Below are 20,016 nucleotides of genomic sequence, written 5' to 3' on the forward strand. Positions count from 1 at the left end.
CTTAAAAACAGGGAACCATGCAGCAAAACATATTGATGATCAATGACCTCGTCAATGTCCAGGTCGTCTCATTTGAGCTCATGGGTATCAATTTGTTCAAGGCTCTCAACAGGATGCACCTGGCTGCTACCCACCTTCATCCTCTGCGGCATCGCACCAGTCGATTGTTCGCTTTCCAGGCGAAGGTGCAGGCGTTTTAACCAGGCGCTGGAAGAGCAGGCAAACTTGACGAGTGTTTCGAGGCGAAAAAGCACATCATCACTAACCAGGTGTTCAAGTCTGTGCACTTCGGGGGCAGCATCTGCTGGTTTCATATTGCACAGATCGACCAGCAGTCGGGTTAAACACTGTTTGCGTTGCAGTAAACGTTCTGCGAGCTCGATCCCCTGGTCGGTAAGCGATATAGTGCCGCGCGGTATGTGGTGGACGAGGCCAATGGCCACAAGTTTAGCTATATATTTAGAAACACTTGCTTTTTTAACGCCAAGTGTTGCGGCAAGTGTACCGGGACGTACCGGTTTTTTCAGCGACAGATTATATATCGCCGCTATGTAATTTTCCTGAGCCGGTGTTGTTCTCAGTCTTTCCACCATTGCCTCATGGTCGCCCTTGACTCGTTAGCTTTGGTTAACTGCACGCTTGTTCGCTTTCAGGGTAGCATATGCGAGGTGTGTATGGCCAATGTTTTTTTTCTTGTTAATTAGCCTGGAGAAACTTTGACGCCGGGCATATTCTCTGCCCTTAATTGAACACTCATGGATTCAGTCTTCTTTTCAGGCGCACCGGACAGCCTGTCGTAGGCAGTGGCGCTTCATTCGATTTCGTATTTGTAGCCGACGCCGTATACCGAGCGGATTATTTCACACTCCGGTTGAACTGTATGTATTTTTTTGCGGAGGTTGCGAATATGGCTGTCAATGGTTCTGTCATAAACGATACGCTGGTCAGTGTATATGTGTTCCATCAATTGATCTCGGGAATAAATGACTCCTGGTCGCGATGCCAGCAGGTGCAGCAGGCGGAACTCAAGCGCGGTCAGGTGAAGATCATTCCCGTTAAGCCGGGCTGTATACCGTTCTTCATCCAGCTGCAACGGAGCATCGTTCGGCCGACTTGGCGAAGCTCCTCGACGGAGAACGGCCTTTACCCGTGCGACAATTTCCCGTGGGCTGAATGGTTTACAGATGTAGTCATCAGCCCCCAGTTCCAAACCCAGTAATCGATCTATTTCTTCCACCCTCGCCGTTACCATAATGATTGGTACCTGGGAAAATTGGCGAATCTCTCTGCATATTTCCAGGCCATCTTTCCCCGGCAGCATCAAGTCGAGGAGGAGAAGAGCGGGTGTATTGTCCTTGACCCAACTCACAACGGTGCTGCCTTCATTGATGATGTGGGTCGCATATCCAGCTTGATGCAGATATTTCTGTTCAATATCTGCAAGGCGTGGTTCGTCTTCTACTATCAGGATAGTTGGTTCCATAATGTTTCCTTGCACTTTTTTCTTTGGTTGTGAGCAGGGCAAGAGGGAAGCGTTCGCCTTTTCGAGATTAGTGGACCAGCGGGAGGGTGATGGATATCTGCAGGCCTCCTAACCGGGAGGCTTGAGCCTCAATCGTTCCCTGGTGCGCCTTTACTATATTTTTACAGATACTGAGTCCAAGTCCAGCTCCTCCATGCGCTCTGTTGCGGGATTTTTCGGTTCGATACAACCGTTCAAAAATGTGGGGCATATCCTCCTCTGTCACCCCGGGGCCACTGTCCATGAAGGTAAAGAGCTGGGCGTTGGCTGTTGTTTTTGCATAAATATCTACCCTTCCGGGACTGTCGGTATACTTGAGGCTGTTTTGGAGAATATTGGTAAATAACTGTTGCAGGCGATCTGGATCAGCGAGCATAGAAGAGGAACTGCAGAGCGGTGGGTGAAATGTCAAGGTCAACCCTGACAGCTCAAACCGGGGGGCAAAGAGCCTGCATGTTTCCTCCAATAAGAGAGCGGGGGAGGTAAGCACTTTTTTGTAGGATAATGCCCCGATATCCGTCATGGAGAGCTCGTATAGGTCGTTTACCAGGCGTCCAAGGTGCAGTATCTCACCATGGAGGACCGAGAGCGCTTCCGGAGTGGCTGGCTGGATACCATCCTGCAACGCCTCAACCTCTCCTTGTAAAATGGCTAAGGGCGTTCTCAGCTCATGGGAGATATCTGCTACCCACAACTGCCTGGCTTTTTCATTTTCTTCAAGGGTTGACGCAAGATTGTTGAAATGGGTGGAAAGCACACCAAGCTCATCTTTGGAGGTCACAGAAATCCTGGTGGCAAACCATCCGGAGATTAACTGCTGGGTTCCCTCTATGAGCAGATTGATGGGACGGAGCAGATGACCGGTTACAAGAAAGGACATAAGAAACGAGATAAAAAGCATCACTCCGGTAACCAGTGCAAACGACGAGGTTTGTTGCTCAACAAAAAGGAGATCGCTGACGTTGGACAATTCTTTTACAGGCATGAGGCCGAGGTAGCCGATGGTGGCTTTTTCAAGCGATATTGGAAGCATGGTGAGGTGCTCACTTTTTTCCGGCAGTCCTTCATATATGCTCTGTTTATCGGCATCAAAAAGGACAATTCGCCCTCCGATGCTTTCCGGACCATGTTTGGGGGGCGGTGGCATGCGGTGTTTCGGTGGTGGAAAGGGATGATCATTGTCAGGCATCCTGATCCCTTCTTTTCTAAAAAAGGTCTCCACATGCAGACGATGCCACAACTGTTCATTACTGCGTATGAACAACCAGCTGTTCTCCTGCTTATACAATGCCGCTAGGCGCTCTGCCAAATGGGTGAGTTGTGTCAGTTCCTGTTTATTGACATAGTTCAGAAATCCCCGGTCAAAATTCCACTGAAGAAAACTGAAAAGTCCTGCCGCCACTAAAACGCTGCTGGTCAGCAGAGCGAGGAACAGTTTATGCCGTATTTTTAAACCGATTTTCATGGTACGTGCGTGTTGAAGTAGCTGTTGCTGAACCTGCAAAGGTTCATGACCTCAAAATGACACTGTAATGGATAATTGTGCAAAAAATATGATGAGCAGTAGAGAAAACGGGGGGTGACCGAGAGTGAACGGAGGTGCTTTTGCGGTTGAGGTGCTGGTGCCTTTTTCCTTATCAGGTAGTTGAACAGCATGCTCACGAATGCACCAACAGAAAAATTTCCATTTCTCCCTATTTTCTGCATATTGTTGGGCAAGAGTGCATCAGGTGTATTAACCGTTGAATGGATCGTTGTAATCAAGTGGAGAAAAAAATGGTAAACGCAATCAGTGGTGCAGCTAATATGCTTTCAGCGCTCAATAATCAACCGCAGCGGCGTCAGCCGCCTCCGCCCGAACAGGACGCTTTTCAGGTAGCGGATACCAATCAGGACGGAGTGGTGTCTGCTGAAGAACTTGAGGCCCTTGCAGGGGCCGTTTCCGAGCTGAGGGAAACAGACATTTCCCAGGATCAACTGCTCGCCAATTTTGACAGGGACAGCGATGGCGGGCTGAGTGGCGAAGAACTGCTGGATATGTTGTCAAATTATGGCATTGCCCCTCCTGAAATCGCGAGTGCCCAGGAAAACAGTGAAGCTATGCAGCCTACCAGTGAATTGTTTACCAGGGCCCTGGAGGCATATGCCCTGCATTCCGGTAAAGATTCGATCAGTCAATTAATCGAGATACTCCAGAAGGGAACAGCTGAGCAGGACGGCACTATCACCCCTATAGATGTTAAAGCCTGATCCAGGGGTACAGAGGGTGAGATGAAAACCCATCAGGGTTGCATTGTGTGAACAGTAAAGGTTCTTTGCGCAAGGTGCGCTGATGGGTTTGGGGCTTGAAGACACCCTCTTTCTCGCTTACCTTTGCCTTTTTTCCTTCCTCCATGCTTCAACTCTTCAGAAGCAGCCATCCACGTCCATACTGCAGCGGATTTCCCTCCCCCTGCTTTAAGTGGGACCCTCCAGCGCCAGCAACGAGAGGGCGTCGCCTTGCAATTAGCCTCGGCTATCGGATCTGGATCCTTGATGCCTCGGCGCTCGGGGTTTTCGGATTCTCGGACCGGGAAAAATGCTGAAAAAAGTATTTCCTTATTCTCTTCAAATTTTCTGCTTATTCAGCAGGTATGGTTGTTTTCATCATGAGCGATAGAGATATCACAACGTATCAACCGTATGGAAAGTCGACGACTTTCAAGGAGAACAACAATGAATGTACGACAACCAATCCAGATTATTAGCCTGCTCGTGGTAATTGCGCTCGGTTCGGCAATAGCTGCCTGCGCCAGCGGTCAGCGAGAGGGCGGGCGCGGAAGGATGCAGGGGCCGCCACCGGAGGCGATAGAAGCCTGTTCCGGTAAGTCGGAAGGAGACGGTGTTACGTTTGACGGTCCCAGGGGAGAGTCCTTGAGCGGGACCTGCCAGATGGTGGACGATCAGTTGGTGGCAGTCCCGGAAGGACATGCATCCCGGCACCAATAACCATGGTTAAAGGCAGTTGCAAGCGGGCGGGAGGTGAATAACATCTCGCCCGATCTTTCGTATCTGTCCTGCATCTGTGAGCAATGAACTTCGGAGTCTGAGTGTTGAAGGGTAGCGGCACGAGCTGCTGGGCAACGTTCCAGTTGACTCAACCCCAGGCACTCTATGAATTCACGGATTCGGGTTTGTTTTTTTCGCGCTGCACTGGGAGGCAGGGCAATGACTATTGAAGCGATAAAAGGGTGCATTGGTTGCGGTACATGCGTTGAAACCTGCCCGACCGATGTTATCAGAAAGGATGAGGCAAGTGGAAAAGCCTTTGTCGTGTATCCGGAGGACTGTCAGATCTGCCATCTGTGCCGGATGTACTGTCCTGTGGATGCCATAACCATAACACCGGAAAAATCCATTCCGGTTATTGTTTCCTGGGGGTGATCATATGAAAAGGAAATTTCCACCTGCAGTTTTACTGCCATTTGGCCTTTACACGGGGCTGCCGCTCATATTTTTCCTCCTGGGCAACCACCCGAACCGGGCTGTAATCCTGGAGGGAGTCTCTATGGCTGTTCTTCTCGCCTTCTGTCTGGCAATGGGCCAATTTTACTGGTCGAGAACAAATTCTGTGAGCAGAAAAAAAGTGAACATGAACCAGATTCGCCATACCCATGAGATGCTGGGCTACGTATCTGTTGTTATTCTTGCACTCCACCCGTTCCTGCTGGTGATGCCGCGTTTCTTTTCCAATGGTGTAAAGCCACTTGAGGCCCTGACTGCCATAGTGACCACCACTTCCAGCCTTGGCGTCGTTCTCGGTATGGTGGCGTGGGTGGTTTTGGTGGTACTCGGCATGACCTCCATGTTGCGAGGAAAGCTTCCATGGGGGTACCAACTCTGGAGAAAGATCCATGGAGCATTGGCAATGGTGTTTCTGCTCTCTGGAGTAGGGCATGCCATTGACCTGGGCCGACATGTACATGCGCCTATGGCCATGCTGCTGCTTTTTCTTGCCGTCAGTGGGGTAGTCTTGTGGTTGGTCAGCACGTTTTCATCATTGTATGTGTCATCAACGGCGTTACAGAGGAGTCAGCAGCAATGAATGCTTGGTCAGTTGTGGAGAATAGGTCGAGGCGCAGGTTTATGACAGTGGCCGGATGCTTGGCCGGCGCGGCAGCGCTCTCAGCAATCGGCTTTTCGGCTGAAAATAGAGCGAAAAACCACAAGATCACCACTATCGCAGTGAATCAGATCACCTCGGAAATATCTGCAACGGATGTTTTGGTGATTGGCGGCGGTATTGCCGGCCTTTTTGCTGCCGTCAAAGCCCATGACGCCGGTGCACGAGTCCTGATGGTTTCTAAAGGGCGGCTTGGCGCCTCAGGACAGACTCCCTTTGCCAAAGGGATATTTGCCTATGATGCGTCCAGGGAGAAAATGAGCCTTGATGAATTTGTCGATTCGGTTTCCCGTTCGGCACTGGGGACGAATAACCCGGTGTATACCAGGCAAATGGCAGAACATTCCCTGGCAAGGGTCAATGAATTGCGCGATTGGGGCTTTTTTGATTCTTCCCTGTACAACAAATGTTTCACCCGGCCCATCCAAGAGCGAAATATACCACTCATTGAACGGATCGTTATCACCCATCTCATTAAGGAAAAGGGCCGAATTGCTGGTGCTGCGGGATTCAGTCTTGATAATGGGAAAATTCACTTCTTCAGGGCAAAAAGCGTCATCCTTTGTACCGGCGCCGGTGGCTTTAAACCCAACGGTTTCCCAATTTGCGACCTTACCCACGATGGTACCGTTATGGCCTATGACATCGGGGCCAAGGTGACGGGCAAGGAGTGGAATGATGGGCACCCGGGGCAGACAAGCAACCCGGCTGCCTGTTTCGATGGCTGGCACGGCATGTTTGAGCAAAAACCGGGAGTGACCGGCATTGGAATCCGCCATGATCTGGGGGTAGACCTCAATTATGCTGCCTACATGTCCGGAGGAGCCATGGGGGGTGGTCCTCCGGGGATAGGAGGACCGAGGAACATAGAGGGCGGCCCCTACCGGCCTGAGGGTTTCGGTCAATCCGGTCCTCCGGACGGAGCACCTCCCGACGGCAGACCGGCGGAACAAAGCATGGCAGGGGGTAACCCGCGAGGCCGGAAGGACAGGGGAGCGCCTCCGGGGATGGGCGGCATGCCGGTGGGGGGCTCCTCAGCCGGCATGGCGATCCATAAATCAGAAGGGGTGGCGCCCATCAACGAGAAATGTGCATCGACCATACCGGGCCTGTTTGCAGCTGGAGATGCACTTGGTTCGTACATGGCAGGGGGTATTTATACTCAAGTCGGTTCCTCGCTTGCCGGGTCGGCAGTTCAGGGAGGGGTTGCTGCAGAAGCTGCTGCGGCGTACAGCAGCCAGATTGTTCTTGAACCCCTCGCCCAAAAGAAGCGATCAGCCATAGAGGCGGCGATCCTGGCGCCCTTGAAAAAGGAGAGCGGGTATAGCCCTGCATGGGTTACCCAGACGCTGCAGGGTATTATGATTCCCAATTTCATTTTGTATATAAAAAAAGAAAACCTCCTGAAAGGAGCCCTGGCATACGTCGAAGAGTTGCGGGATCATCATGTACCGATGCTGCGGGCCGCTGATATGCACGAGCTGCGCCTGGCGCATGAAACCAAAAATATGGTAATCAGTGCGGAAATGAAGCTCAGGGCCTCTCTGATGCGCAAAGAGAGCCGCTGCAGCCATTTTCGCTTGGATTATCCTGAGCCAGATGAGAAAAACTGGCAGGCATGGATTAATATCTTTAAGGGCGCTGACGGCTCAATGCAGCTGGAGAAGCAGCCTTTTGGCACCTGGCCGGTGTAGAATCCTCCTGCTCCTCACTGCGCTTTCAGCGGGTGGACGCCATATTGCTCATACCATTACCTCTTTATCCGAACGTGGTATGGTGTCCACTTTTTTCACCTGACGTCCCCCTTCCCTCTTCTTTTCTTTGCTTAAACCGCCGGGAGCGGCATCGTATGCCTGGCATGCTCACCTGGCCATGATGGCGTCCTGATACTTTGCTGGTGGCGGGAAGGGTTCGCATTGTTTACCACCACTGCTCTTTCCTTATTTCTTCCCAATTCATTTCATATTCAACGATTACTGTTCTTTCCATCAGAGCGGTAGCAAGGGTACCAGCTCAACTTTATCGGTCCTTGGCAGCAGGGTCCACTGCTTGTGGTCCCTGCAAAATGAAAGCGCCCTGCTGCAAAGGCGGGTCAGCAATGGAGATAGGTCAAATGAATGCACAGAAAATCGGTAAGATACTTGCACTGTGGGGTTTAGGGGTACTTGGAGCGCTTTGCATAACCGCCCAGGCATCTTTTGCCATCAGTACGACCCCCCAGGTGATACAGGGCGAGATCGATGCGCAGTTACAGCAGATATTGAACGACTTGGACGCACAGGAGATTATTGCAATCGATGTTATCTCTCGAAGCTATAGGGCGCAGCGTACAGTTTTGGAGCAAAAGCTGCGGAGTGTACAGAGTGATTTCAACCAGCAGCTCCGGTTTATTTCGGAAGAGACCGCTATTCGTGAGGCGTTTGTTCCTGTTGCCCGTGCGCTGGAAGATATGGCGATTAATGAGGTTATGATGATGAAGGAAATCAATAGCGTCCTGACGGCACATAAGCACAAAAAAACGCTGGAGCATGCTGACCTGGCAAAAGGGGATTTGCATGCCCATTAAGCGGCACCGGCGGCCATGCTTTGGTTTTTTCACTCCTTTTCCGAAGCATGGCAGCTTGTGCCTTGGCATGATTGACACACTGAAAATTGTCATACAGGAAAGAGAAATGGACACGACTACCGCATTAACCCATGCCAGTTCAAGCTCAACGCACAGGTGGAAGGAGGCCCTCGTTATGGCTGGTTCCGGACTTATTCTTATGCTCTTTCTTCTCTTTGCAGGAAAGCCCGGTTATGCGGCCCACACGCTGGCAAAACACGATACCGGCGCGAACATTCCCGGGGTAGAGGAGATGATGAAGAGCATAACGGAAAAATTGGACCTTACGCCATCCCAAACTGCTCAGGTGCGGCCGATCATGGAACAGTTTCACGAACAGGTAAGCGGTGTTATCGCTGAAAGGATAGAGCATCTCGGAGTCCCTTTACCATCAGGAGTACGAAACCAATTACTTGCGGTACACACAGCGACTGTCACTCAGTTGAAAAAGTATCTGTCCGACAAGCAGCTGAAAAAATATCAGGCCTACATGAGGGCTCTCGTGGCACGAAAACAGCGCAGTACAGAAGAGAGCCCCTATCTGTGAACGGACGATTGTACAGCAGACTGTATTATACCGACATCCGGCGCTGTTCAAGCGCCAAAGAGGTGAACAATGAGTATTCAGGCAATCCAGAATGGGCTTCATCGTTTTCCGGAGCTAGACCGGTTACAGCCGATTAACACACGAAAATACAAGGCTATAGAGGAATTGCAGGCAGCACCCAGTATTCCTTTGGAACAATATTTACAGTTCAGCGGGTTAGGGCAGCTGATCGGGAGAAATATTCACCGACTTTCAACCGCAGAACGCGATGAAGTATGTGCCTTTCTTTTTTCCTTATATGCAGCGATGAGGGATAAGTGTTTTGACCCAGAGAAAAGCAGCCTAGAGGCACCGTTAGCCCTGCTGCGCATGGCCGAACAGCAGGAAGTCGCTCTCTGTTCGCTCCTGGTGGAAATATACGATCACTTTGCAATGGCTCAGCAGGCCTTTCGCAACCCTGAGCGGGAAGTGGTTGCCCCTTCAATTCCTGTTGAAATGCTCTACACCTTGTTTATCCCGGTGGATTATATCCGTTCACTTGCAGAGCCGGAGTCTTTTCATCATGCAACATGAACCGATACGCCATTGCGTCATTCCGCATTCTCTTGGTCAGCAATCCAGCAACAAGCCGCTGGAGCCAAGAGTCCTTTATACGCGGCCCCACCACCTTACCGTACCATGTCAGGTATGCGGCAGAGCCTGTACACTGGAAACCATATGCCTGCTCAAGGAAAAAAACCTCTGCCTGTACCATCTGCTGATTGAAAGGGTGCAAGATGCGTTTGTTTCGGCTTGGCCTGGAGGTTGATTACCGCGTTCGTCACAGCGCACCTGAAGCCGTCAACCAAGCATCAGCTGAAAATAACCGAACATTATCCGTAACAATGGCGCGTTGAACACGTCGGATAGCGTGGGTATCTCGCCAGGTCTCAAGTTGACTGTGAAACCTGTGGCTGCTTGTTTTGATCCGTCGAAGCCGCAGGTGGTTGGGTGAGTCTGCCAAGAAAATACTTGCCAAGCATGGAGGCTCCAATGATGACGGCCATGCCCGCCAACACTTGGGGGGAAACTGCCTCTCCGTGCACCAGGGCCACCAGGAGGACGGCCAGTGGCGGCGTCAGGTAACTCAGGAAGCCGATCACCACCATATTGCCGCCGGTGACGGCCCGGTTCCACAGGAAAAAAGAGAGGCCAAGCGGTACCAAGCCAAGGTAAAGGGCAGAGAAAAGGGCCTGGGGAGAAGGCACCTGGTGGGGAAGGGTTACCAGGTAGAATACCCCGGAGCAGAGCGCCGTTAACAGGGTAAAAGCGGCCATGGGCTCCCTGGTCAGCCCCAGTCGTGGCAGTCCTACGGAAAAACTCGACCAGATGACCCCGCAGCAGAGTGCAAGCAGGTAGCCCTGCATGTGGGAGGAGTCAAAGGCAAGTTCTTTTCCCGCGCTGATGACCATGGCGGCCCCGATAAAGCCCATCAGGGCGGCCGCAAGGATGCCAGGTGCCAATCGTCGCAGCAGGAGCAGTGAAGAGAATATAACGATCCACAGCGACCAGGTGGTGGCAAGGATCGCTGCCTCGGCCAGTGGCGCACGGTCCAGGGCCAGGTAATAGACCCAGTGGTAGAGAAAGAGTCCCCACAGGCCAAAGAGGCAGGCCCTGAAGCGGGGAAGGATGAGGCGAAAATTTCGTTGGAGGATACCATCTTGGAAATAGAGGTACAGGGCAGCTGCGGAAAAGCTGTAGAACAACAGCTCTTCAGTTGAAAGTTCTTTCAGGCCGGCACCGGTTGCCGCCGGCAGGCTTGCCCAGCAAAGGATGGCGCCAAGGGCGTAGAGATAGTGTTTCATCGGGTTCTCCGAAAAACCATGGATGGAATAAAAGGTCCCTAATGATAGGAAGCTTTACCCGGGCTGTCTTGAACAAAACTGACATACCCTGGGGTTCCGGCGGGAATTACGGTCAGCGGGATTGCTGCCGGAGGTAAGCGCCGGGCGTCAGGCCGTATCGCTGTTTGAAGCGCCTGGTCAGGTGGCTCTGGTCGGAAAATCCTGTAAGAAGGGCGGCGTCGGCGATAGCGTGCCCCTGGTTGAGCAATACTCTGGCCCGTTCCAGGCGCAGCTGGATAAGGTAGGCATGGGGAGGCATGCCCAGGTGTTTTTTGAACAGGCGCATGAGGTGGAAGGAGGTACAGCCGGCGATGGCTGCAAGCATCTCCAGGCTGAGGGGTTCCTGGAGCATGGAGCGCATGTATTCCACTACCCGGTCAAGGGTCGGGCGGGCGTTGCCGGTACCGGCACGGTCAAAGGTGGCGGAAAAAGCTCCATTGGCCAAACCGGCAAAAAGCGGAATAAGCCTTTCCTCAAGGTGGAGTTGGTCGGCACCGGTGATAAGCGCTTCATGGAGGGCAATGGTCTGGTGCCAATAGTACTGATGGGTAATGACCGTCGAGGGAAGGCCTGGGCAACGATCACCCTGGCCTGTAAAGAGCGTATCCAGGTAGTGAAAAAAATCCTCTCCCAGGTACAGGCTGCGCAGGTGTCTGCTGCCCTGCAACGCAGGGCCGTTGCTATGCACCACGCCCGGTTCAATGATGCTGATACTTCCCGGCTGGAGGATGTCGCTTTGCCCATTGAATCGGAACTGTTCGCCACCATCGGAGTTGGCCCAGAGCACATAACCGCTATGCAGGTGGTCGCGGAAGGCGTGCCCACTCTCACAGGAGAGCGCTTCCAGTCCGGGAATGGCTGAGGACCTGTAGGTTATTCTGGGCTTCATGGTTGAGACAGATGGGATCTTGATGAAATGTTGCTGGAAAGTTACAAGTGGAAAAGTAGTTTATTTCTGTCGGATATACCCGCTGCCAATGGCCGAAAAGGGAAGATCCAGTTCCAGCTCCGGTACCTGCTTTGCCACCCAGGCCACGAAGGTATTGCTGTTCGGGCCGGGAAAGGCCTTGTAGGTGGTTTGCCATGGATAGGCGCGGGCTGCCTGATCGATTGCTGCTATCAGTTGGTCTGTTCCCGGACCTCGATGTTCCGCCAGGATCCGTGGTTTCTCACCATACCAGTACCGGTCAGGAATATCGGGCGCAATTTTCATGACCGGTTGTCCGCGATGGCCTCGCCACCCGACCACGTCATATACGATATACTGCTCTGCCTGTGAAGGTTTGGCCGCAATCCATGTATGGATGGCAAACCAACCTCTCCAACCCCAGGCGTCAGCGCCATAGACGTGGACCACCGCCTCTTTGGTCTTGGCCGGGTCAGGAGCTATTCCGGCTGAGTCGCGTCTGGCAGTACGCCAGTCTTTTCCTGAAAAACAACCGGTCAAAACGGTGAAGAGCAGAATAACAACTGCTGAGAATCTCAATCTGTCCATAACAAGGAGAAGTGTTGGTGTTGTCGGTTCAGCATGAAGAGATGATAGGAAGCTTTGGCCGAGAAGTAAATGGCTAAAGGTAAGGCTATCGTGGAAAGAGGAACACAAGCAAAGATCCACGGGGTGACTGCCGTTCCACGCATGCAGAGGTGCAACCCTGCACATCCCGCGTATGTGGTTCCAGCGAGCAAAAGTGGTTTGGCGCAACTTTTTCTGGTGTCTGGACAGGTAGTTTCCCCTCACGCTGCAATAAGGCTGCTGTCCTTCCCTGGTTACAGCAGGGGGCTCATGAGGTTGGCCAGATTTTCCATGAAGCGGATCGAGGCAGGGCGTCCAAGCCATTGGCTTCTGTCCAGCCGTCGACACTGCTGGAGGTAGCTGAGTTGCAGGTTGCGGATTGTTTCTCCCCAGGCTTTGTCATAAACAAACAGGGTTATTTCGTAATTCAGCCACAGACTTCGCATGTCCAGGTTGACGGTTCCGAACATCGTAATCGAGCCGTCGACAGTAATCGACTTGGTATGCAGCAGGCCTCCATTGAATTTTTGGATGCGCACCCCTGCCTGCATCAACTCGGCGTAATAGGAGCGGCTTGCATAGTGTACCAGTATGGAATCAACTTTGGCCGGGACGATCAATTCCACCCGTACACCACGTGCAGCAGCACTTCGCAGGGCTCTGAGCATTGAGTTGTCGGGCACAAAATAGGGCGTAGTGATCAGTATTTCATTTTGCGCGGCATAGAGCATGCTCAGAATCATTTGCAATATGGCATCATCGGCCTGACCTTCCCCTGGACCAGAGGGAATAACCTGCACGTCTGAAGAACCACAGGGCTCAAGCCGTTTGATGTCTGAAGTCTCGATCAGCCGATCAATGCTCTGGCCTGTTTCTGCCTTGAAGTCGGAGAGCAATATAATCAGCAGTGGCTCAACCGCTGGTCCAACGACTCGCGCCATGGCATCAACCCATTCACCAACGCCGCTTTCCTGCTTGAAAAAGCGTGGGTCAACCAGATTCATTGATCCGGTCCAGGCTATCTCGCCATCAATGACGACTATCTTGCGGTGAAGCCGCAGATCGTTTCTCGAGGTGAGCATGCGCAGTGGACCGGTCGGCATGGCACGAACAACTTCAACTCCGGCAGCCTGCAATCTTTTACGCAGGTCGCTTCTCCACCAACGACTTCCTCCAATAGCATCAACGACAATGCGGCAACGTGCTCCCCGTTTTCGGGCCCGCAGAACAGCCTCCACCACCTCATCCGCCGTTCCACCAGGATGCCATATGTAAAACAGCAGGTGAACAGTGCTCCTCGCGCTATCAATATCCCGTATGATGGCACGGAGGATTTCCTGGGTGTCCGCAATGAGCTGCAGATGGCTGCCAAACAGGGTCGGAATTCCCACAGAAGCAATGCCCAGTTGATTCATGCGGCGACATGCTGGCACGTGCATGTCCCAGTTAACGCGGGAAATATCATCTTCAAGAATTTTTTCTACCCAGTTGGCATAACTCTGTAGCAGTCTTTTTTGCATTTTTGCCCGCTGGCCGCCAATACGCCGTTCACCTACGAGTAAATAGAGCACAACTCCGAGGAGGGGGATGAAGGTAACCACCAGCAGCCAGGCCAGCGCGACCCCTGGTACTGGACGTTTCATGACAATACGTACAAACACGCAGATTACGGCCAGGAAGTGAGTCAGGGCCGTCAACATTCCAGCCTCAAGCATGTAGGTGATCATAAGTGCAATCCTGTTGATAAGGTTGAACCGGTCTCAACCGTGCTGGTCGTGATACGCATCATGCCTGCACAGGGAAAAGTCTGGCCAGGGTCATTTGCTGCCATGGCCTTGGGGCTATGGCAGTGCAGCCTGACAGGTTCCCTGAAAGATACCAAATTGAGCCGCTGGTTGCATTTGGCATGATCACGCTCTGTCCAAGAAAAGGGTCATGAGACAGTTTTGCAGAATTCTCTGCTGCCGGCCGACGTGGCGAGAGGCGTCAGCCCGGCTGAAGCTACATCAGTGCTTCACAGAGAATGCCTCGTGAAAACGGACAGTTCCTTGGGGGATTTTTTCGGTGAATGGCAAGATCAGAAAGAATTCCTGAGGAATCCCTTGGTACTTGACATCAGGAATGTTGTGAAAACCGAAGTGGTTATAATAGTTGGGGTCACCAACAAGGGCACACCCTTGACTGTGCATATCTTTCAGCAACGTCAGGCCCTTGTTGATCAGCATTTTGCCAATGCCCTGCCGCTGATATCCCGGCAACACACTCACAGGACCAAGGCCATGCCAACCGGCTGTACCGTCGGAAATCGCCACCGGCGAGAACGCCACATGCCCGACCACTCTCTGCTCTAGTTCAGCGACCAGGGAGATGGTCAATCCTCCTGACGTTCGCAGTGCATCGATGATCAGGTGTTCTGTCTGGTTGCTGATAACCATAGTCCTGAAGGCAGCAATGGTTACTTCGGTGATGGCAGCGTAATCAGCCGCTGTTTCCTTTCTGATGATCATTCCCCGTTCCTCTTTGTTGTCTATATCGGCTGACCAGGGGTGGCGAGCCGCATGCTTTGTTTTCCTTTTCCTGACAGGTTGGATGCGGCGTTTATCGCTGTCTCCTTTTTTTCATCGCCTTTATGTGCAGGGCGACGTCCTTCCATCGCTCCCGTTCAACTCGTGCGCCACTTTTTTGTTCCCGTTCGGCGATATAGGTGCGTTCAGCCTCGATTTTTCGGTAGTTCTCCAGTCTTTTCGGAGAGAGCAGGCCGTTGGAGACAGCTTGCAGCACCTGGCAGCCTGGTTCATGGCTGTGGCTACAATCCTGAAACCTGCACAGCAGGGAAAGTTGGTCAATATCAGCAAAAGCAGAGGCTGATCCCGCCCAACCAGCGCCAACGGCTACTTCCCTTATTCCCGGATTATCAATCACCATTCCACCGGTTGGCAGCACGATCAGGTCGCGATGGGTGGTGGTGTGTGTTCCTTTGCCCAATCGCCTGCTCACAGCACCTGTTGCCTGTATAGGTTTCCCATACAACGCATTGATGAGCGTTGACTTTCCAGCCCCTGACGAACCGATCAGGGCGACGGTTTCACCCTCGGCGATACGGTGTTGCAGGCGGCCAATGGCATCCTCGTCTGCTAGGGAAAGCAGGTGCACCGGTACCCCCATTGCGACTGATCCGACCGCATCGACATAGCGGCGTGGGTGCTGATGGAGGTCGGCCTTGGTCAGTATAATTTCCGGTGTGATCCCACAGTTGTACACCAGGGTGAGGTAACGTTCTATGCGTCGCAGGTTAAAGTCACGGTCCAATCCACAGACAATGAATGTCCTGCTGAGGTTTGCCGCTATCAGTTGGTCCCGCGGAGGCCCTCCGCCCGTGTGGCGATTTTTCCGGCCGGGTGCAACTCTGGAGAGCACATTTTTTCTTTGGAGTATTGCGTTGATGAGCGAATCGTTTAGGAGCACCCAATCGCCCACCACCGGGTGAAAGGTGGCGAAGGTCTTCTGCAGTTTGCCTGCCAGAGTGGCCAGCAGTTGTCCACGCCCCTGGTCTACTATAAATGCGTTTTTTCGCACTCCGACGATTCTCGCCGGTGAGGAGGCGAGGTCCGAATCTTTCCATTGTTCTTGAAAAAAGGGAGACCATCCCAGATGGTGCAGATGTCGGGGAGGGAATTTTTTTGTTTTTTGAGTATCGGTATGTTCTGTGTGTGGTGAGAGCATCGCACTTTCCAATGTGTTCGTTTGCCGCAGCTGACAACTCCCAAATGGGCTGCCACCAAGCAGACCATGAGTAGCGTTGTTTGTGCGGTCGGTTTTCTACAGTTTGAAATCACTAAGGGAAAGGTGTTACTGTAAGAAGATACAGCTCTACTGCACAGGTTCGATAGAACCGATCAGGGACGGACAGGTCAAAGAGAGGTGGGACACCTTGCTTTGGGATGTGGTACTACGTGCTGATCACGCTGTTGTGCGTCGTGCTACTTCTTATCAGTAACAGGCTGCACAATATCCATTGCGTTATCGAACATTCAACCTCCTGAGATAAATGAGAGAATGCCAGATTAAAGAGTATCGGGCCATTTGTCAAGAACGACATGAAATCGGTCCGGATTCTGCTATCCGCTGGTCGGTTTTCTCTTTTTCGGGTTTCGCTAGAGAGCCGTTTGATGCTTGACTGCACGTGTCTGGATGATATTTTTTGATTTTATTGCTCTGAGGGTTGATCCCCTCTCTTTTGTGTAAATTGTATGCAAGTATGAAGACCCTGTACGTTCCCTTGATGAATATCCTCTTGAAAGCCGCTGCAATCACCTCGCTTGGCTTGGGATTGCTGGGAGCCTTTCTCCCTGTGCTGCCTACTACCCCGTTTCTTATCCTGGCTGCCGCACTCAGTTACAGGTCCTCCCCCCGAATCAGACAATGGCTGCTTGAACATCCGGTTTTCGGTTCCACTATCCGGGAATATCTGCAGCAGAGGACTATATCACGAGCCACTTTGCGAAAAGCATTGGCGATGCTCTGGTTCGGCCTGCTGGTCAGCATTCTGTTGGTGCAACATGTATGGGTGACTGTGGGCCTGGTGACCATAGGGATGTTGGTTACTCTCTACCTTGTGCGCATATGCAGTGACCGACTAGCTCCCTCCAGGGCAATCCACAGAGAAGGGGTCGATGAGTAGCGTACCGTTGGTTTGGTAAAAGACCTTTGATATTATTGACAAAAAATGTTCTTGACGAGTGCCGGCAGGAAAAAGTGCCACCATAACAACAGTTGCTGCATCAGGTATCGTGCCGTGCAGACTGTAGCGGATGTTAACCCCATACAAGGAGAATATCATGGCTGATCTCAAAGTATTTCACAGCGGCAACCCCCATTGAGCTTCATGTAAACAGGCTATAGGTATAGCTGAAGCGATGAAGGAGCTGTTTGGAGACAAGGTGGAGGTGGGAATTTTCACCATCGATTCTCCGGAAGCCTTGCAATATAATTTCAGAAGCTCCACTAATGCGCTGTTTGATGGGGAAATGGTCTCTCCCGAGATCGCGCTGAACAAGGAGAAAATGAAGGGATTTCTGGAAAAACGTATTGGTGAGCAGTGAGCTCGCCTGCGCTGCGCCAGAAAACTTGACGTAAAGCCGAAAAAAGGGCTGTCGGCCCATCAGCAGGCGACGGTACGAATCCGTACCGTCGTCCATAAAGCCGAGCCTCCTCCTGTTGGAGCCTTGGGCGTAGGTGCCCACTTCAGGCGCTGCATTCGGGTACACCCCTCCACTTACAGTGCCGTCCGCAGTTTTTGGCTAAAGCGGCCTGACATGGGGAAGGTTGATCCAGTCGAAATAGCCTCCCGCCAGTTGTGCATAGGCCCACTCCGGTCCTGCGAATGCAGTTGCCACTATATTTCCCTGCCTCAAATCCACCTCAACCAGGGGCAGGCTGCTGAACGCATGCCTCTTCTCAAGGATTACCAGAAGCAGTCCAAAAAGTTCAAGCAAGAGGCCACCGAGAGGCTGGATGCCAGCCACCCTGGAACGACCGGCCAACCGATGGCATCGCTATAGGAGAAAACACCGATCAGATGGCTGTATTCCTGAGCGAGGATCAGCTTGAACAGTTGATGGAATTGCTTCGATGGCTTACCAGAAATCAATGACCGGAAGGGAGGGGCGGTGCTCGGATAGTGAATGGAAACAATCAAGGGGGATGATGGCCGGAGGAGATGTCTTCAGGGGGCTGTTTTCGCAGCCCCTAGCCTTAGCGAAATCCATTGTCCCTCAACCATCCGTGCAGGGACGCTATATGCTCTGGACCAATACCGCAGCAGCCGCCAATGATGGTCACGCCGAGTTGACACCAGGTTTCAGCGAAATGAAGGTAACCTGCCGGGTCGAGTTCCTGGCGGAGTTCCAGGAGTGCGGAATTGGCCAGGGCTTCTTTTTTCTGGGGCGGGAAGGCGTTGGCATACACCCCTATGGGCAGATCTCTCTGCAGGTGCCTGCATTCCTTGAGTGCTGCGGTAATTGCCGACGACATCACCTCTGGTTGACTGCAGTTAAAAAGGATGGCTGATGCCCCAAGCTCGTTGGCAGAACGTAGGGCGCTGGTCACTTTCTCGCCGGAACGGATACACGGGGTCTCTTCATCAAATCCTGCGCCATCCATCAGGGTGAATGACAACCACAACGGGCGGACTTCTCCTGAAAGGGCGGTAGCCACTGCCTCGGCTTCAGCAAGAGAGCTGATGGTTTCCGCAAGCCATAGGTCCACAGAGGGCTTGAGCGCATCAATGATGATTGCCAGCAATGGTTGGGCCAGTTCAGCGATGAAAAGGTCAGGGCGGTAGGAACCGGAGAGCGGCGGAATGGATCCTGCAACCCGGCAACCGGAGCTCGACGCCACATCACGGGCAATGTGACCGGCGAGTGCTGTCAGCGTTTTCCCCTCGGCGAGAAATCGTTCTTTACCCAGGTGAAAAGGGGCAACAGCGTAATTGCTGGTTGTCAGTATGTCGCTCCCGGCCGCAGCAAAAGCCTGGTGCGCCTTTCGTACCAGATCAGGTGCCTCAGTCAGCGCAAGCGCTGACCATTCCGGTTGCCGAAACGGGGCTCCCATCCGCATAAGTTCGCGCCCCATGCCGCCATCAAGGAGGGTAATCCGACTATGGTGTTGAGCTGTTGCCATGTAGCACCGTCCTTGCAAGAGCTGGAGTTGAATGCAGTGATTGTTAATTGCGGCTGAAAAGTGACTTCACCCTCCCTTTATCCTGCTGCTCCGGATCAGTCAACCGGGGAAAGGGGGAGAAGATGGGGAGATGGCATCACCGCGAGTCCATAGGCGCACGTTCTGGTCAAGGGCAGTCAGGGAATACTGCAGCAGCGGTGCATTGTTTTCCAATGCACGGTTCCCTGGCGGCGAAGGAGAGCAGAGCAGGGTAAAGAGTTGTCATGGTCCCAGCGGTGATTAAAGTCAGGAAAAGGGAGCGCGTACATTTCCATGCGACGAACGTTTCAGCATTCACCAGGGGAGTTCTCTCTATGCAAGGCGTACACACTTCGGTCATCTTTTCTGTTTTTCTGTGCATTGCTGCTGCCAATGCCTTGGCAGCGGATATTTCCGGAAAGGTGCTCAACGGGTTGCGCGTCCTGGCTCCGGAGGAAGTCGCCTCTCAGGTCCTCACTGTCTATCGTGGCGATTATGTGGTCTTTCCTGTAGTGGACGGAGAGAGCACAGCCCTGTTGGTTCCGGGGTTGAACATCCTACATGTTTTTCCCGCTGAAAAGGGAGAAAAGAACTATGTGAAGTTCAAACACACCGGTTCCTACGCCTTTGCGTACGGGGAGAGCAAAGGCGAGATCAGGGTTATTGAGTATCAGCAGGCAAGTTACCGTGCGGTAGGTGCTGAGGAGGCAAAAGAGATTCTCGCCAATATTTCCCCGCTGCTCCTGGATGTCCGTACCCCGGAGGAGTATGCCAGAGACGGATTTATTGCTGGTGCTACCCTCCTGCCGGTGCAGGTGCTGCAGCGGGAATATACCCGACTGCTCGATTACCAGGAACAACCGGTTCTCATCTACTGCGCCACTGGCAATCGGAGTACGGTGGCAGCAAAGATCCTGATCGACAGAGGATTTAAGCACATCTATAATGTGCGTTATGGTTTGGTCGAGTGGAAGGCTCGAGGCTTCCCGGTGAAATATATCACAGCTGAGTAATGCGCAAGGGGGGCAATTGATCCGTCAAGGCCACTTTGGCCTTAAGGGGAGGATGCACACGGCGCTCAACCA

General features: G+C 52.6%; 22 protein-coding genes. 11 read left to right on the top strand and 11 right to left on the bottom strand.

Annotated elements, in window-relative coordinates:
• Positions 1 to 68: 68 nt before the first annotated feature.
• The 3 genes from ACZ52Z_RS17950 to ACZ52Z_RS17960 all read right to left on the bottom strand — a co-directional run bounded on the left by ACZ52Z_RS17950 (position 69) and on the right by ACZ52Z_RS17960 (position 2,987).
• Positions 69 to 593, bottom strand: a complete 525-nt coding sequence (locus ACZ52Z_RS17950) for a metal-dependent transcriptional regulator (RefSeq protein WP_464268150.1) — start codon at positions 591 to 593, stop codon at positions 69 to 71.
• A 218-nt stretch (positions 594 to 811) separates the two neighbouring features.
• Positions 812 to 1,483 (bottom strand): response regulator, encoded by a 672-nt coding sequence (locus ACZ52Z_RS17955; protein WP_464268151.1) that lies wholly within the window; start codon positions 1,481 to 1,483, stop codon positions 812 to 814.
• A 67-nt stretch (positions 1,484 to 1,550) separates the two neighbouring features.
• Positions 1,551 to 2,987: an ATP-binding protein gene (locus ACZ52Z_RS17960; protein WP_464268152.1), complete on the bottom strand. Its 1,437-nt coding sequence runs from the start codon at positions 2,985 to 2,987 to the stop codon at positions 1,551 to 1,553.
• Positions 2,988 to 3,298: 311 nt separating this feature from the next.
• Between ACZ52Z_RS17960 and ACZ52Z_RS17965 the strand changes: the two genes are divergently transcribed.
• The 8 genes from ACZ52Z_RS17965 (at position 3,299) to ACZ52Z_RS18000 (ending at position 9,409) form a co-directional block, all read left to right on the top strand.
• Positions 3,299 to 3,772: an EF-hand domain-containing protein gene (locus ACZ52Z_RS17965; RefSeq protein WP_464268153.1), complete on the top strand. Its 474-nt coding sequence runs from the start codon at positions 3,299 to 3,301 to the stop codon at positions 3,770 to 3,772.
• A 465-nt stretch (positions 3,773 to 4,237) separates the two neighbouring features.
• Positions 4,238 to 4,510, top strand: a complete 273-nt coding sequence (locus ACZ52Z_RS17970) for a hypothetical protein (protein ID WP_464268154.1) — start codon at positions 4,238 to 4,240, stop codon at positions 4,508 to 4,510.
• A gap of 165 nt (positions 4,511 to 4,675) precedes the next feature.
• Positions 4,676 to 4,945 (top strand): 4Fe-4S dicluster domain-containing protein, encoded by a 270-nt coding sequence (locus tag ACZ52Z_RS17975; RefSeq protein WP_464268155.1) that lies wholly within the window; start codon positions 4,676 to 4,678, stop codon positions 4,943 to 4,945.
• Positions 4,946 to 5,069: 124 nt separating this feature from the next.
• Positions 5,070 to 5,606 (top strand): ferric reductase-like transmembrane domain-containing protein, encoded by a 537-nt coding sequence (locus ACZ52Z_RS17980; protein ID WP_464268156.1) that lies wholly within the window; start codon positions 5,070 to 5,072, stop codon positions 5,604 to 5,606.
• Positions 5,603 to 7,378: an FAD-dependent oxidoreductase gene (locus tag ACZ52Z_RS17985; RefSeq protein WP_464268157.1), complete on the top strand. Its 1,776-nt coding sequence runs from the start codon at positions 5,603 to 5,605 to the stop codon at positions 7,376 to 7,378. The genes ACZ52Z_RS17980 and ACZ52Z_RS17985 overlap by 4 nt, the downstream gene beginning before the upstream one ends.
• 419 nt (positions 7,379 to 7,797) lie before the next feature.
• Positions 7,798 to 8,250, top strand: a complete 453-nt coding sequence (locus ACZ52Z_RS17990; RefSeq protein ID WP_464268158.1) for a hypothetical protein — start codon at positions 7,798 to 7,800, stop codon at positions 8,248 to 8,250.
• Positions 8,251 to 8,356: 106 nt separating this feature from the next.
• On the top strand, positions 8,357 to 8,836 hold the full coding sequence (locus ACZ52Z_RS17995) for a hypothetical protein (RefSeq protein ID WP_464268159.1): 480 nt from the start codon (positions 8,357 to 8,359) through the stop codon (positions 8,834 to 8,836).
• 69 nt (positions 8,837 to 8,905) lie between these two features.
• Positions 8,906 to 9,409, top strand: a complete 504-nt coding sequence (locus tag ACZ52Z_RS18000) for a hypothetical protein (protein WP_464268160.1) — start codon at positions 8,906 to 8,908, stop codon at positions 9,407 to 9,409.
• Positions 9,410 to 9,765: 356 nt separating this feature from the next.
• Here ACZ52Z_RS18000 and ACZ52Z_RS18005 read toward each other — a convergent pair whose 3' ends face one another.
• The 6 genes from ACZ52Z_RS18005 to rsgA form a co-directional block, all read right to left on the bottom strand.
• The gene (locus tag ACZ52Z_RS18005; protein WP_464268161.1) at positions 9,766 to 10,680 is read right to left on the bottom strand and encodes a DMT family transporter; all 915 of its coding nucleotides are present in this window, start codon (positions 10,678 to 10,680) and stop codon (positions 9,766 to 9,768) included.
• 112 nt (positions 10,681 to 10,792) lie between these two features.
• Positions 10,793 to 11,608: a helix-turn-helix domain-containing protein gene (locus ACZ52Z_RS18010; protein WP_464268162.1), complete on the bottom strand. Its 816-nt coding sequence runs from the start codon at positions 11,606 to 11,608 to the stop codon at positions 10,793 to 10,795.
• 60 nt (positions 11,609 to 11,668) lie between these two features.
• Complete coding sequence (locus ACZ52Z_RS18015) at positions 11,669 to 12,214, bottom strand: DUF3750 domain-containing protein (protein WP_464268163.1); 546 nt, start codon at positions 12,212 to 12,214, stop codon at positions 11,669 to 11,671.
• A gap of 272 nt (positions 12,215 to 12,486) precedes the next feature.
• The gene (gene cls / locus ACZ52Z_RS18020) at positions 12,487 to 13,959 is read right to left on the bottom strand and encodes a cardiolipin synthase (protein WP_464268164.1); all 1,473 of its coding nucleotides are present in this window, start codon (positions 13,957 to 13,959) and stop codon (positions 12,487 to 12,489) included.
• A gap of 279 nt (positions 13,960 to 14,238) precedes the next feature.
• Positions 14,239 to 14,739, bottom strand: a complete 501-nt coding sequence (locus ACZ52Z_RS18025) for a GNAT family N-acetyltransferase (RefSeq protein ID WP_464268165.1) — start codon at positions 14,737 to 14,739, stop codon at positions 14,239 to 14,241.
• Between the two features lie 91 nt (positions 14,740 to 14,830).
• The gene (rsgA, locus tag ACZ52Z_RS18030) at positions 14,831 to 15,955 is read right to left on the bottom strand and encodes a ribosome small subunit-dependent GTPase A (protein WP_464268166.1); all 1,125 of its coding nucleotides are present in this window, start codon (positions 15,953 to 15,955) and stop codon (positions 14,831 to 14,833) included.
• 535 nt (positions 15,956 to 16,490) lie between these two features.
• Here rsgA and ACZ52Z_RS18035 point away from each other — a divergent pair.
• Complete coding sequence (locus ACZ52Z_RS18035; RefSeq protein WP_464268167.1) at positions 16,491 to 16,913, top strand: YbaN family protein; 423 nt, start codon at positions 16,491 to 16,493, stop codon at positions 16,911 to 16,913.
• 157 nt (positions 16,914 to 17,070) lie between these two features.
• Positions 17,071 to 17,334 carry an HSGNPxU motif (seleno)protein TsoX gene (gene tsoX / locus ACZ52Z_RS18040; RefSeq protein WP_464268168.1) on the top strand — a complete coding sequence of 88 codons (264 nt, stop codon included), beginning with the start codon at positions 17,071 to 17,073 and terminating at the stop codon, positions 17,332 to 17,334.
• A 198-nt stretch (positions 17,335 to 17,532) separates the two neighbouring features.
• On the opposite strand, the gene ACZ52Z_RS18045 is transcribed toward tsoX, so the two are convergent.
• Both ACZ52Z_RS18045 and ACZ52Z_RS18050 read right to left on the bottom strand, forming a co-directional pair.
• The gene (locus tag ACZ52Z_RS18045) at positions 17,533 to 17,727 is read right to left on the bottom strand and encodes a hypothetical protein (protein ID WP_464268169.1); all 195 of its coding nucleotides are present in this window, start codon (positions 17,725 to 17,727) and stop codon (positions 17,533 to 17,535) included.
• A gap of 259 nt (positions 17,728 to 17,986) precedes the next feature.
• Positions 17,987 to 18,913 carry a homocysteine S-methyltransferase family protein gene (locus ACZ52Z_RS18050; RefSeq protein ID WP_464268170.1) on the bottom strand — a complete coding sequence of 309 codons (927 nt, stop codon included), beginning with the start codon at positions 18,911 to 18,913 and terminating at the stop codon, positions 17,987 to 17,989.
• Positions 18,914 to 19,266: 353 nt separating this feature from the next.
• Between ACZ52Z_RS18050 and ACZ52Z_RS18055 the strand changes: the two genes are divergently transcribed.
• Positions 19,267 to 19,944 carry a rhodanese-like domain-containing protein gene (locus tag ACZ52Z_RS18055; protein ID WP_464268171.1) on the top strand — a complete coding sequence of 226 codons (678 nt, stop codon included), beginning with the start codon at positions 19,267 to 19,269 and terminating at the stop codon, positions 19,942 to 19,944.
• Positions 19,945 to 20,016: the final 72 nt, after the last annotated feature.

It is taken from the genome of Desulfogranum aggregans (assembly GCF_055398265.1).